The sequence below is a fragment of the Streptomyces griseicoloratus genome (assembly GCF_014534645.1).
Classification (GTDB): domain Bacteria; phylum Actinomycetota; class Actinomycetes; order Streptomycetales; family Streptomycetaceae; genus Streptomyces; species Streptomyces griseicoloratus.
On sequence record NZ_JACVQF010000192.1, the window covers coordinates 1 to 13,585 of the forward strand.

Annotated in this window: 10 protein-coding genes; 6 read left to right on the plus strand and 4 right to left on the minus strand. The window is 71.0% G+C overall.

Translation table 11 applies throughout. From position 1 onward, the window contains the following. Window positions 1-159 precede the first annotated feature (159 nt). From H0H10_RS17860 to H0H10_RS17875, 4 genes are all read right to left on the minus strand, one after another. Complete coding sequence (locus tag H0H10_RS17860) at window positions 160-891, minus strand: HAD family hydrolase (RefSeq protein WP_188181990.1); 732 nt, start codon at window positions 889-891, stop codon at window positions 160-162. Window positions 892-985: 94 nt separating this feature from the next. Further along, window positions 986-2,470: a glutamate--tRNA ligase gene (gene gltX / locus H0H10_RS17865; protein ID WP_188181991.1), complete on the minus strand. Its 1,485-nt coding sequence runs from the start codon at window positions 2,468-2,470 to the stop codon at window positions 986-988. Then, complete coding sequence (locus H0H10_RS17870; protein ID WP_188181992.1) at window positions 2,463-3,239, minus strand: fumarylacetoacetate hydrolase family protein; 777 nt, start codon at window positions 3,237-3,239, stop codon at window positions 2,463-2,465. The genes gltX and H0H10_RS17870 overlap by 8 nt, the downstream gene beginning before the upstream one ends. A gap of 169 nt (window positions 3,240-3,408) precedes the next feature. Beyond that, entirely contained in the window at window positions 3,409-3,597 is a 189-nt protein-coding gene (locus H0H10_RS17875; protein WP_188181993.1) for a hypothetical protein, read from the minus strand. A 599-nt stretch (window positions 3,598-4,196) separates the two neighbouring features. On the opposite strand from H0H10_RS17875, the gene H0H10_RS17880 reads away from it, so the two are divergent. The 6 genes from H0H10_RS17880 to H0H10_RS17905 all read left to right on the plus strand — a co-directional run bounded on the left by H0H10_RS17880 (window position 4,197) and on the right by H0H10_RS17905 (window position 13,521). Then, complete coding sequence (locus H0H10_RS17880) at window positions 4,197-7,985, plus strand: sensor histidine kinase (protein WP_188181994.1); 3,789 nt, start codon at window positions 4,197-4,199, stop codon at window positions 7,983-7,985. 9 nt (window positions 7,986-7,994) lie between these two features. Next, entirely contained in the window at window positions 7,995-8,408 is a 414-nt protein-coding gene (locus H0H10_RS17885; protein ID WP_003973453.1) for a roadblock/LC7 domain-containing protein, read from the plus strand. A 112-nt stretch (window positions 8,409-8,520) separates the two neighbouring features. Further along, the gene (locus tag H0H10_RS17890) at window positions 8,521-8,919 is read left to right on the plus strand and encodes a DUF742 domain-containing protein (protein ID WP_188181995.1); all 399 of its coding nucleotides are present in this window, start codon (window positions 8,521-8,523) and stop codon (window positions 8,917-8,919) included. Next, entirely contained in the window at window positions 8,900-9,475 is a 576-nt protein-coding gene (locus H0H10_RS17895) for a GTP-binding protein (RefSeq protein ID WP_188181996.1), read from the plus strand. The genes H0H10_RS17890 and H0H10_RS17895 overlap by 20 nt, the downstream gene beginning before the upstream one ends. A 388-nt stretch (window positions 9,476-9,863) precedes the next feature. After that, window positions 9,864-13,097 carry a sensor histidine kinase gene (locus tag H0H10_RS17900; RefSeq protein ID WP_188181997.1) on the plus strand — a complete coding sequence of 1,078 codons (3,234 nt, stop codon included), beginning with the start codon at window positions 9,864-9,866 and terminating at the stop codon, window positions 13,095-13,097. A 10-nt stretch (window positions 13,098-13,107) separates the two neighbouring features. Then, entirely contained in the window at window positions 13,108-13,521 is a 414-nt protein-coding gene (locus H0H10_RS17905) for a roadblock/LC7 domain-containing protein (RefSeq protein ID WP_004983065.1), read from the plus strand. The last annotated feature ends 64 nt before the right edge of the window (window positions 13,522-13,585 follow it).

Below are 13,585 nucleotides of genomic sequence, written 5' to 3' on the forward strand. Positions count from 1 at the left end.
CTACCTGGACTCGAACCAAGACTAACTGAACCAGAATCAGTCGTGCTGCCAATTACACCATAGGCCACTGGAACGCAAGCCCCTGAGGGGATCTCGTTCTAGCTTTGCGCTTCCGGTTCCCGGCCTTTCGGCCCGCTCCCCGGCGGCGCAGGAAGAACATTACCTGAAGGTGGACGGGGCTCCAAAACGAGTATCGACACCGAGGAGCGCGGGCAGTTCGGAGAGGGACGCGATACGGCGTGGTCCGGCGGGCGGGCCGGCCGTCGCGCGGGCCCCGTCGCGGTCGATCCACACCGACAGCAACCCGGCGTCCGCGGCGCCCCGTCCGTCGATCTCCGGGTGGTCGCCGACGTACGCCACCTGGTGCGGCGGGAGGCCGAGGGCCTCGCAGGCCGCGAGGAAGGCCCCCGCCTCGGGCTTGGAGACGCCCAGCTCGGCGGCGCACAGGATGGCCTCGAAGCGGTCGTGCACGCCGAGGACGCGCAGCTTGCGGTCCTGGACGGTGAGGCTGGAGTTGGACAGCACCGCGTGCCGGTGGCTGGCGGCCAGGGCGTCGAGGACGGGCAGGACGTCCGGGAAGAGGGCCCAGGCGGCCTCGTAGTGGGCCAGGTACCGGTCGAACCAGTCGTCGGCCTCGGTGTCCGTGAGGTCACGGTCCAGGAAGACCCGGGTGCGGTCGCGCCGCTGTGTGACGAAATCGACCTCGCCGGCCGCGAACCGGGCCCACTGCAGGTCGGTGATCTCCCGCCAGCGGGCCAGCGCCTCCTCCACGGAGCCGTACCCGGCCATCAGCCCCTCGGCCAGCAGGTGGGCGTGCATGCCCTCGCGGTCCGCGCTCGTGTAGTCGAACAGGGTGTCGTCCACGTCCCAGACCACGGCGCGAATGCTCATGATCCGACGGTAGCGCCCGGCCCCCGGCCGCGTCCCGCGGAACGGCGAAGGGGCGGCACCCCGGTCCGGGTGCCGCCCCTGTCACGTGCGTGCGTTACGCCGCCAGCCTGGCCAGTGCCGCGTCGATGCGGGCCAGCGCCTTGTCCTTGCCCAGGACCTCCAGGGACTCGAACAGGGGCAGGCCGACCGTGCGGCCGGTGACCGCGACGCGGACCGGGGCCTGGGCCTTGCCGAGCTTGAGGCCGTGGGCCTCGCCGGCGGCCAGGACCGCCTCCTTCAGGGCCTCGGGGGAGGTCCAGTCCGCCGCGTCCAGCTTCTCGCGGGCGGTGCGCAGCAGGGCGTCCGAGCCCTCCTTCATGGCCTTCGTCCAGCTGGCCTCGTCGAAGACCGGCTCCGGCAGGAACAGGAAGTCGACGTTGTCGGTGATCTCGGAGAGGACCTTCAGGCGGGTCTGCGCGTGCGGCGCGATCGCCTGCCACTTGGCCTCGTCGAAGTCCTCCGGCGCCCAGGGGGCGGCGGGGGCCTTCAGCCACGGGCGGCACCGCTCGGTGAAGTCCTTGACCTCCAGCAGGCGGATGTGGTCGCCGTTGATCGCCTCGCACTTCTTGAGGTCGAAGCGGGCCGGGTTGGGGTTGACGTCGGAGACGTCGAAGGCCGCGATCATCTCGTCGATGGTGAAGATGTCCTGGTCGGCCGAGAGCGACCAGCCGAGCAGCGAGAGGTAGTTGAGCAGGCCCTCGGGCAGGAAGCCGCGCTCCCGGTAGAGGTTCAGGCTCGACTGCGGGTCGCGCTTGGAGAGCTTCTTGTTGCCCTCGCCCATCACGTACGGCAGGTGGCCGAAGGCGGGGATCTCCTTGGCGATGCCCAGCTCGATCAGCGCCTTGTACAGGGCGATCTGCCGCGGGGTGGAGGACAGCAGGTCCTCACCGCGCAGGACGTGGGTGATCTCCATCAGGGCGTCGTCGACCGGGTTGACGAGCGTGTAGAGGGGGGCGCCGTTCGCCCGGACGATGCCGTAGTCCGGGACGTTCTCGGGGAGGTACGTGATCTCGCCGCGGACCAGGTCCGTGAAGGTGATCGGCTCGTCGGGCATGCGGAAGCGCACGATGGGCTCGCGGCCCTGCGCCTTGTACTCCTCGACCTGCTCGGCGCTCAGGTCGCGGCAGTGGCCGTCGTAGCCGGAGGGCTTCCCGGCGGCGCGGGCGGCCTCGCGGCGGGTGTCCAGCTCCTCCTGGGAGCAGTAGCAGTGGTAGGCGTGGCCGGCGTCGAGCAGCTTGGCGGCGACGTCCTTGTAGATGTCCATGCGCTGCGACTGGCGGTACGGCGCGTGGGGGCCGCCGACCTCGGGGCCCTCGTCCCAGTCGAAGCCCAGCCAGCGCATGGCGTCGAGCAGCTGCTGGTACGACTCCTCGGAGTCGCGGGCCGCGTCGGTGTCCTCGATGCGGAAGACCAGGGTGCCGCCGTGGTGCCGGGCGAACGCCCAGTTGAACAGGGCGGTGCGGACCAGGCCCACGTGGGGGTTACCGGTGGGGGACGGACAGAAACGGACGCGTACTGGGGAGCCGGGTGCGCTAGCCACGCTTGACAACCTTGTTGGTGAGAGTGCCGATGCCTTCGATGGTGACGGCGACCTCGTCGCCGACGTTGAGGGGGCCGACCCCAGCCGGGGTGCCCGTGAGGATCACGTCGCCCGGGAGCAGCGTCATGGCCTCGGAGATGTTGACGATCAGGTCCTCGACGGAGTGGATCATCTCGCTGGTGCGGCCGAGCTGGCGCTGCGCGCCGTTGACCGTGAGCTGGATGGTCAGGTCGGCGGGGTCCAGGTCGGTCTCCACCCAGGGGCCCAGCGGGCAGGAGGAGTCGAAGCCCTTGGCCCTGGCCCACTGCTTCTCGCGGCGCTGCACGTCGCGGGCGGTGACGTCATTGGCGCAGGTGTAGCCGAAGATCACGTCCTTGACGCGTTCGCGCGGGACCTCGCGGCACATGCGGCCGATGACCACGGCGAGCTCGGCCTCGTGGTGCAGTTCCTCGGAGAAGGAGGGGTACTGGATGTCGTCGCCGGGGCCGATGACCGAGGTGGATGGCTTGAAGAAGGCGAACGGGGCCTCGGGCACCTCGTTGCCGAGTTCGCGGGCGTGCTCGGCGTAGTTGCGGCCGAAGGCCACGACCTTGTTGGGGAGCACCGGCGGCAGGAGCCGTACCTTGCTCAGCGGCACCTTGGTGCCGGAGAGCTCGAAGTCCGCGTAGGGGATGCCCTTGATGATGTCGAGGACGAGCTCGTCCGGCTGGTCGCCCTCGACCGCGCCGAAGGCGACGTTCCCGTCGATGGAGAACCTGGCGATGCGCACGGGTTGCTTGGCCCCTTGCTGAAGCGGCTGGAGTCTGACGCTCCAGGCTAACGCGGCAGGGGTCGGGCGCCTCGCGCATCACCCGCCGTGTACCGCGGCAGGTCGTGCGCGGGCGCCCGTGGTGCCCGCTCCCGGCCGCCGCGTGAACGGGCGGCGGCCCGGGGGCGTACTACTCTGCGGCGGAGGCCGCGACCGGGATCTCCATGAGGACGGTGCGCCGGGGGTTGGCGGTCTGGGCGGGGAGCTCGACGGGGTGCTCCGGCCGGTCCGGCGTCTGCAGTTCGTCGGCGTCCTTCAGGTGTGCCAGCGTCGTGCGCCGCGGGTTGGCGATCTTGTGGAACATCATCGTCGTCTTCACGGTTGAACGAGACCCTGTCGTGTCCGGGCGCCAGGGGGTCGAGGACCCTCGTGCGGGCGCGGGTTGTCGGTTTTGCCTTCTCTGTAAAGCGTCAGGCTAAACATGCGATTCCCGTCGAACGCGGGGAGAGTCGGCGATCACCGTGTGAGTTTGCTCACTTATCAAGGGTCAAACCGGTCAATCCAGACGCGCCGTTCTCCCCAACGAAACGGACATTGACCCCCTGAAGCCCCCATTCCGCTCCTGATCATGTCGACTGGGACACCCGTCGCGCATTGGCGACTCGCGGGGATGTGACCGTTTTGAGAGTGATCATTTTCTACGACCCGTGACCCGGCCCTCACGTGCTGTCACCTACGCCACGGCCTGACCCACGGGCCTTGTTGGAGATCCGGCACTGTGCTGGAATTCCACGGACCGCCGCAGGATCGAGCCGGCGCACAGGGGGCGCAGACAAGCGCCGAGCGGCGGCACGAAGGGGGAGCCAGCGCCGGTCACTCACGACCACCACGGGGGCGTATTCAGGGCGCCCCTATGACGCCGACACCGTGTCCCGCCGTTCGTGCGGAGGGGCGCCTGGTCCAGAGGTTGCGACGCTAGTGCAGGGACGTTTCAAGAGGGATGGCAGCGCTTCGGCGGAGCCGGAGCACGGCGGGACCGGCCCCACGGCCGTCAGCTCCTCGCCCCAGCACGCCCAGAACCCGGGCCAGGCTCCGTCCGGCGACAGCGCGGAGCGCCCCGGACGCCCCGGTCCGGCTGGGGCCCCGACCGCCTCGGCCCCGGCGTCGGCGGCGAAGCCGCCCAAGGGCCCGACCGGCCCCGGCCCGCGAATAGCCCTGCGGAACTGGCGGATCTCCACCCGTCTGGTGTCGCTGCTCGCGCTCCCGGTGGTCGCGGCCACCTCGCTGGGCGCGATGCGCATCAGCCAGTCCATGGACGACATCCAGCAGCTCGACAACATGAAGCTGCTGACGGACATGACCAAGCAGGCCACCGAACTGGCCGCCGCGCTCCAGGAGGAGCGCGACCAGTCCGCCGGCCCCCTCGCGCACGGCTCGAAGGCCAGCGCGATCTCCGTGAAGGGCGACCGGGAGAAGACCGACCGGGCCCTGAAGAACTTCCTCGACAGCTCCGAGGAGATCGACAGCGCCAGCAAGGAAGGCAACCTCGTCGGCGTCCGCGACAGCCTCGTCGGCCTCGCGAGCGACCTGAACGACCTCAACAAGATCCGCAGCAGCGCCTACCAGGCCGAGGAGAACTCGACCCAGACCGTCGAGGCCTACCACCGCCTGATCACCCACCTGCTCGACCTCTCCCAGGACATGGCGGAGGCGACCAGCAACCCGGAGATGATCCAGCGCACGCGCGCCCTGGCCGCGTTCTCGTCGGCCAAGGAGTACGCGTCCATCCAGCGCGCGGTCATCGCGGCGGCCCTGCCGGCGAGCAACACCACGCGCGGCAACATCTCCGAGAACGACCGGCTGTACGCCGAGTCCGCGCTGCAGAGCCAGAAGTCCGAGATCCGCAGCTTCAGCAGCATCTACGGCGACGGCGCCGAGGAACTCCTCAAGCCCATCTCCCAGGGCAACCCGACCATCGAGGCCACCGACACCTACGCCGGCCGTGCGCTCAGCAGCCAGGACGGTCTCGAGGGGCTGGACAAGCGGTCGTACCAGGACTGGCTGGACGACAGCTCCACCAAGATCCAGCAGATGAAGAACATCGAGCACACGCTGCTCGAGGACATGGAGCAGAAGGCCCGCGAGCTGCGCAGCGCCTCCGAGCAGGAAGCCATCATCTCCGGTGCGCTGATCCTGATCGTGCTCGGCGTCTCGCTGGTCGGCGCCTTCGTCGTTGCCCGGTCCATGATCCGCTCGCTGCGCCGCCTGGAGGAGACCGCGACCAAGGTCGCCCAGGACCGTCTGCCCGAGCTGGTCAAGCAGCTCTCGGAGACCGACCCGCAGGACGTGGACACCTCCGTGGAGTCGGTCGGCGTGCACTCCCGGGACGAGATCGGCCGGGTGGCCGCGGCCTTCGACGACGTGCACCGCGAGGCGGTCCGCCTCGCCGCCGAGCAGGCCCTGCTGCGGGGCAACGTCAACGCGATGTTCACCAACCTCTCGCGCCGCTCCCAGGGTCTGATCCAGCGCCAGCTGTCGCTGATCTCCGAGCTGGAGTCCCGCGAGGCCGACCCGGACCAGCTCTCCTCGCTGTTCAAGCTCGACCACCTCGCCACGCGCATGCGCCGTAACGGTGAGAACCTCCTCGTCCTCGCGGGTGAGGAGCCCGGCCGCCGCTGGACCCGCCCGGTCCCGCTGGTCGACGTGCTGCGCGCCGCCGCCTCCGAGGTGGAGCAGTACGAGCGCATCGAGCTGGCCGCCGTGCCGACCACCGAGGTGGCCGGCCGGGTCGTCAACGACCTCGTGCACCTGCTCGCCGAGCTGCTGGAGAACGCGACGTCGTTCTCCTCGCCGCAGACCAAGGTCAAGGTCACCGGTCACGCGCTGCCCGACGGCCGCGTGCTGATCGAGATCCACGACACCGGTATCGGCCTGTCGCCGGAGGACCTCGCCGCGATCAACGAGCGGCTCGCCTCGCCGCCCACCGTGGACGTCTCCGTCTCCCGCCGCATGGGTCTGTTCGTGGTCGGCCGTCTGTCGCAGCGGCACGGCATCCGCATCCAGCTGCGCCCGTCCGACTCCGGCGGTACGACCGCGCTGGTCATGCTGCCCGTCGACGTCGCCCAGGGCGGCCGCAAGCCGCAGCCCAAGCCGGGTCAGCCGGCCGTGGGCGGCGGCGGTCCGGCGGCCGCGCAGGCCGCGGCCGGTGCCGCGGCGGCCCGGCGCGGCGGCCAGGGCGGTGGCCTCGGTGGTGGCGGTGGTCTCGGTGGCGGCGCCCTCGGCGCCGGTGCACCGGGCGGCGGCCGGCTCGGCGCCGGTCAGGGCCCGCGGGCCGCGCTGCCCGGGCGCGACGCGGGCGGCCGTCCGGGTGCTCCGGGAGGAGCGCGCGGACCGCAGGCCCCGGCCGCTCCTCAGCAGGGCCGCCCCGCTCCCGCCGGTGCCGGTCAGGCGCCGGGTGCCCCGCAGGGCCTGCAGGCCGCGGGCATGAACGCGCCGCAGGGCAACGCACCGCAGAACAACGCGCCGCAGGGCCAGGACGCCTTCGGCGGCGGTCGTGGGCCGTCCCCGTCCCCGCAGCGCGGCAGGCGCAGGAACAACGGCAACGGCGAGGCCGGACAGGACCGTCGTCCGCAGCTTCCGCCGCGCGGCGGCCCGCGGGCCGAGCTGCCCGGCGGCAACCCGCAGCCCCGCGTGCCCAGCTGGAGCGACGAGAACGCGCAGCCGCCCGTGCCGCGCGCCTCGCTGGACACCCCGCGCGGCCACGAGGAGCCGGACTCCTCCCGGACCGACCGGACGCCGCGCTTCGACGACCGGCAGGGCCCGGGTTCGACCGCGGAGATTCCGGCGGTCCCCCGGTTCGACGAGCACCAGGGCCCCGGCTCCACGGCCGAGTTCGCCCGCCCCGACTTCGACGCCCCGGCACCTCCCGCCGCCCCGCAGAACACGGGCCAGTTCGCCCAGGCCGGCCCCGAGCACTACGGCCGTCCCGGGACGAACGCCCCGCAGGGCGACCGGTTCGCCCCCGCCGCGCCGCCCGCTCCGCAGGCGGACAACGGGCAGTTCGTCCGCCAGGACATCTTCGGCGGGCAGGGCGTGCCCAACGACCCGGCCACGACCGGTCAGTTCGCGGCCCCGCAGGCGTACGACAACGGCTCCACCGGGCAGCACGCCCTGCCGGACCGGCACAACCCGTCCGCCACCGGCCAGTTCGAGCGTCCGCAGGTCAACGGCGCCCAGCACGGCGGCGACTTCGGCGCCCCGCAGGCCCCGGCCCCGCAGCGCCGCCCCGTGCGCCAGGAGCCCGAGGCCCTGCCGCCGGCGTCCGGCCCCGGTGACGGGCGCACCCCGCTGTACGACACGCTGGAGACCAACTGGTTCCACGGCGACCGTGCGGCGAGGACGCAGGGCAACGCCCAGGAGCCGCAGGCCCCCGCGGCACAGCAGTCCCCCTCCGCGCCCCAGCGGAGCACCACCTCCGCCTGGCGCAGCTCGCCGAACGACGACCTCGTCCGGCAGGCCGAGCGCGTCCGGCAGCCGGCCGCGGGCGGGGTCACCACCTCCGGCCTGCCGCGCCGGGTGCCCCGGGCCAACCTGGTCCCGGGCACGGCTCAGCAGCAGTCGCACCAGAGCGGTCCGCAGGTCTCGCGCGCGCCCGACGACGTGCGCGGCCGGCTGACCAATCTCCGTCGGGGAATCGCACAGGGCCGTCAGGCCGGCAGCAACCAGACCGGCAGCTACCCGCGGCCCACTCACCAGCAGGAGCGTTAGTTGAGCCCGATGAGCCAGGCGGCACAGAACCTCAACTGGTTGATCACGAATTTCGTGGACAACACCCCGGGGGTGTCCCACACCGTCGTCGTGTCCGCCGACGGACTCCTTCTGGCGATGTCCGAGGGCTTCCCGCGCGACCGCGCCGACCAACTGGCGGCCGTCGCCTCGGGGCTGACCTCACTGACCGCCGGGGCGTCCCGGATCTTCGAGGGCGGCAACGTGGCACAGACGGTCGTGGAGATGGAACGCGGGTTCCTCTTCCTCATGTCCGTCTCGGACGGCTCTTCCCTGGCCGTCCTCGCCCATCCGGAGTGCGACATCGGCCTCGTCGGCTACGAGATGGCACTCCTCGTCGACCGCGCGGGCGCGGTGCTCACGCCCGACCTGCGCGCCGAACTACAGGGAAGTCTGCTCCACTGACCGGCCCCGGCACCACCCGTCTCACCAAATCACCGTCCGGCCGCCACAATCCCCCCACCGGCCTCGTCAGACGGTCACGACTGACCGACTTGCTGTCCCGCCCGGAGGATTCATGACCCCGCCCACCGCCTCTCATGATCCGTACGCGGAGCCGTACGAGGACGAGGGCGACCAGCCGCTGGTACGTCCGTACGCGATGACCGGCGGCCGGACGAGGCCGCGCTATCAGCTCGCCATCGAGGCGCTGATCAGCACGACGGCCGATCCGGCAGCGCTCATGGGGCTGCTTCCCGAGCACCAGCGCATCTGCCACCTGTGCCGTGAGGTGAAGTCGGTGGCCGAGGTGTCGGCTCTGCTGTCGATGCCGCTGGGCGTGGCCCGGATCCTGGTGGCGGACCTCGCCGAGGCCGGACTCGTGGCCGTCCACCAGCCGGGCGGCGACGAGAACAACGGCGGTGCGCCGGACGTGACACTGCTCGAAAGGGTGCTCAGTGGACTTCGCAAGCTCTGACGGGGGTCGGGCGACCACCTCCGCGAAGATCGTGGTGGCCGGCGGCTTCGGCGTGGGCAAGACCACGTTCGTCGGCGCCGTCTCCGAGATCAATCCGCTGCGCACCGAGGCCGTGATGACCTCCGCCAGCGCCGGGATCGACGACCTCACGCACGCCGGGGACAAGACGACCACCACGGTCGCCATGGACTTCGGCCGCATCACGCTCGACCAGGACCTGATCCTGTACCTGTTCGGTACGCCCGGCCAGGACCGGTTCTGGTTCATGTGGGACGACCTGGTGCGCGGCGCCATCGGCGCGGTGGTCCTGGTCGACACCCGGCGGCTGGCCGACTGCTTCCCGGCCGTGGACTACTTCGAGAACTCGGGCCTGCCCTTCGTCGTCGCCCTCAACGGCTTCGACGGCCAGCAGCCGTACACCCCGGACGAGGTGCGCGAGGCGCTGCAGATCGGCCCCGACACCCCGATCATCACCACCGACGCCCGGCACCGGGCCGACGCCAAGAGTGCGCTGATCACGCTGGTGGAGCATGCGCTGATGGCACGGCTGAGGTGACACCCAAGTCGGTAGGCGGGATACGGCAGTTGCCGTAGATGCGGCGGAACCGACTGTGTCCTTTGACACGGTCGGCTCCGGTGTTCATAACGTTTCGGCAGAGGAATCGGGTGGTACCGACACGCGTCGCGGTCAATCGGTGTCGCTGCGCGCACGAACAGCCCGTCTTTTGACGGGCCTCGCTCTTTATGACCGTTTTATCTGGGGCTTACATCACGTGTAATCCCCGCGTTCCAGTGTTTGGAAGAGCGCAGGTCGTCGTGCTGGAATGCCAGAACTGCCCAATGGTCAAAGACGTACTCAGCAGTAGCGCGTACTCGATGACGGACTGGGCTCTGAGACACTGCGGCACGACGAAGGTGCCGACCGCCGAGAGGTTGTTGGTCGAGTGAGGCGAAGCAAGAACAGTCCCGAGCCATCGGCCCGGGGCAACTTCACCCCGCCGCCGCGCACAGCGGCGCCCGCCCCCGTGCCCGGTTCGGAACCGACGGCCGCGCCTGCCCAGAGCGGCGGCCGTCTCTCCCCGCGCAACTGGCGGGTGACCACCCGGCTGAACGCGATCCTGCTCATACCCGTGCTGGTCGGCCTCGTCATGGGCGGCTTCCAGGTGAAGAGCTCGATCGACACCTGGCAGGACGCCGAGGACGCCGAGAGCACCGCACGCCTGGTCCAGGCCTCCCTCAGCTACGCCAACGCCCTCTACAACGAGCGGGACGTCTCCGCCGCCCCGCTGCTGCAGGGCAAGGGACAGAAGGACTCCGCCGTCGCCAAGGCCCGCCAGGCCACGGACGCCGCCGCCGACACCTTCGACGAGGCCGCGCAGAACATGCCGGCCAAGCCCGGCCTGGAGCGGCGTCTGAAGCTGTTCCGCGAGACGGAGCCCAAGCTCCAGACGCTGCGTGCCGCCGCCTACACCTCCAAGCTCAAGGGCGTTCAGACGGAGGAGGGCTACGTCGAGGTCGCCCACCCCCTGATGGAGTTCGCCAACGAGCTCGGCCTCGGCACCGGCAACATCACCTCCTACGGCCGCACCGTCTACGCCATCTCGCTGACCAAGGCCGCGCTGTCGCTGGAGCGTTCCATCGGCATGCACATGCTGGTCAAGCCGGGACCGGAGCCCAGCCACCTCGCCAGCCAGCGCGTCGCCCTGTCCTCCTACGCCTACCTGGAGGGCATCGCCGTCGAGGAGTACCTCGGCGGTGGCACCGAGGCGGACGCGCAGAAGCTCGAGGACGCGGAGAAGAAGGTCAAGTCCGACGGCGCCGCCATGGCCAAGGAGGCCGCGGCCAAGGACCCGGACTACGTGCCGCCGCCGTCCAACCCCACCACGATGGTCTCGGAGCTGGCCCAGCTGGACTCCACGGACACCAGCGCTCGCGCGGCACTGGCCCAGCAGGGCATCACGCCCGAGAACTGGTGGGCGGTCAACACCCTCAAGTTCGACGCCTACCGCACGATCGAGGCGGACATGGCCGACAAGGCGGTCGCCGAGGCCGCCGCCATCGCCGACGACGCCGAGCAGGACACCTACATCACGAGTGCCATCGTCGTGGTCGCGCTGCTCGCCGCGTTCATCCTGGCCGGCATGGTGGCCCGCCAGATGAGCCGCTCCATGCGGCAGCTGCGCAACGCCGCCTTCGGCATCGCCGAGCAGCGTCTGCCGATGCTGGTCGACCAGCTCTCCCGCACCGACCCCGGCCGGGTCGACACCCGGGTCGCGCCGATCCCGATCTCCTCGACCGACGAGATCGGCGAGGTCGCCCGCGCCTTCGACCAGGTGCACCGCGAGGCCGTCCGGCTCGCCTCCGAACAGGCGCTGCTGCGGGGCAACATCAACGCGATCTTCACCAACCTCTCCCGCCGCAACCAGTCCCTGATCGAGGGCCAGCTGACCCTGATCACGGACCTGGAGAACAACGAGGCCGACCCGGACCAGCTGGAGAACCTCTTCCGCCTGGACCACCTCGCGACCCGCATGCGCCGCAACGGCGAGAACCTGCTGGTCCTCGCCGGCGAGGAGCCCGGCCGCCGCTGGGACCAGCCGGTCCCGCTGGTCGACGTGCTGCGCGCCGCCTCCTCCGAGGTGGAGCAGTACGAGCGCATCGAGCTGTCCGGCGTCCCGGAGGCCGACATCCACGGCCGCGCCGTGACCGACCTCGTGCACCTGCTCGCCGAGCTCCTGGAGAACGCCACCACGTTCTCCTCGCCGCAGACCAAGGTCCGCGTCACCGCCACCCGGCTGCCCGACGGCCGTGTGATGATCGAGATCCACGACAAGGGCATCGGCCTGACCGCCGAGGACTTCGCGGACATCAACCACAAGCTGGCCAACCCGCCCACCGTGGACGCCGCGATCTCGCAGCGCATGGGCCTGTTCGTGGTCGGCCGGCTGTCCGACCGGCACGGCATCCGCGTCCAGCTGCGCCCCTCCGGCGAGCAGGCGGGCACCACGTCCCTGGTCATGCTCCCGGACGCCATCACCCACGGCGGTGGCGGCGAGCAGCAGGTGCAGCGCGACGAGTTCACCGTCTCGCAGATCATCCCCGAGCAGAAGTTCCAGGGCGAGGACTTCGGCCAGCAGCAGCCGCTGCGGACCGCCGCCGAGCTGGGCTTCGACGACAGCCGCTACGCCGACGTCCCCGACGACATACGCGAGCTCGACCCGGTCGGCCGGTCCCTGATGCGCGAGGAGCGCCGCGCGGCCCTGGAGGCCCAGGCGCAGCCCCAGCCGCAGGCGCCGGCGGGCCAGAACGGCCCCGGGGCCGACGAGACGGCCGGGTACGCCGACCAGTTCGCCGGCGGGCAGGGCTACGACCAGGGTCAGGGCGGCTACCCGGAGCAGCAGCCCGCCGCGTACGACCAGCAGACGGCGTACCAGGAGCCGCAGCAGCAGGCGTACGACGAGCAGTACTTCGCGCCGGACGGCGGCCTGCCGCAGAGCGACGGCTACCCGGCGGCCGGCGGTTACCCCGAGCCCTCGTATGCGGAGCCGGGCCAGGAGGAGCACGCGACGGCGGGCGCCGGCGGCCAGGAGACGTACTCTGCCTTCGAGCAGCGCCGTCACCAGGACGACTGGCCGCAGCAGAACGGCTACCAGAACGGCTACCCGACCCAGTACCCTGCGGAAGCCCAGGAAGCGGAATCCACGCAGGCCGCTGACGTGAGCGAGCCGGACCGCGTAGGCTTCGACCGTCCGGGTCCGGGCCCCTCCGCCGTCCACGAGCTGACCGACGCCGGGCTTCCCCGCCGCGGATCCACCGCCGGCGGCACGGGCGAGGCGGGGCGGCACGGGAACCACGAGGCGCCGGCTTCCGCCGCGGGCGACGACGGCGACTGGCGTTCGGCCAACGACGAGCGCTGGCAGCAGGCCTCGCAGCTGAGGAAGCCCAAGGCGGGCGGAGTGACCTCCTCCGGTCTGCCGCGGCGGGTGCCCAGGGCCAACCTGGTCGAGGGCTCCGCCGAAACCACCCCCCAGGGAGGCCCCCAGGTCTCCCGCGCCCCGGAGGACGTCCGGGGCAGGCTGAGCAACCTGCGGCGCGGTGTCCAACGGGGCCGCACCGCAGGCAGTGAAACGAACGGCCAGGGCTTCGGTCCTGACAGCACCTACAACCAGGAGCGTTAGTGTGAGCCCGATGAGCCAGGCGGCACAGAACCTGAACTGGTTGATCACCAACTTCGTGGACAACACCCCGGGGGTGTCCCACACGGTGGTGGTCTCCGCCGACGGACTCCTTCTGGCGATGTCCGAAGGCTTCCCGCGCGACCGCGCCGATCAGCTCGCGGCCGTCGCCTCCGGTCTGACCTCGCTGACCGCCGGTGCCTCGCGCATCTTCGAGGGCGGCAGCGTGAACCAGACGGTTGTGGAGATGGAGAGGGGATTCCTCTTCATCATGTCCATCTCCGACGGTTCCTCGCTCGCGGTTCTTGCACACCCGGAGGCGGACATCGGCCTCATTGGGTACGAGATGGCCCTTCTGGTGGACCGCGCCGGTACGGTCCTGACGCCGGACCTGCGCGCGGAGCTCCAGGGGAGCCTTCTCAACTAACGGGCAGACGGTGCGTTTTGGCGTCCCGTGGCCGTAAGGTTTCGGGACGCGGCTCCACAGTGAT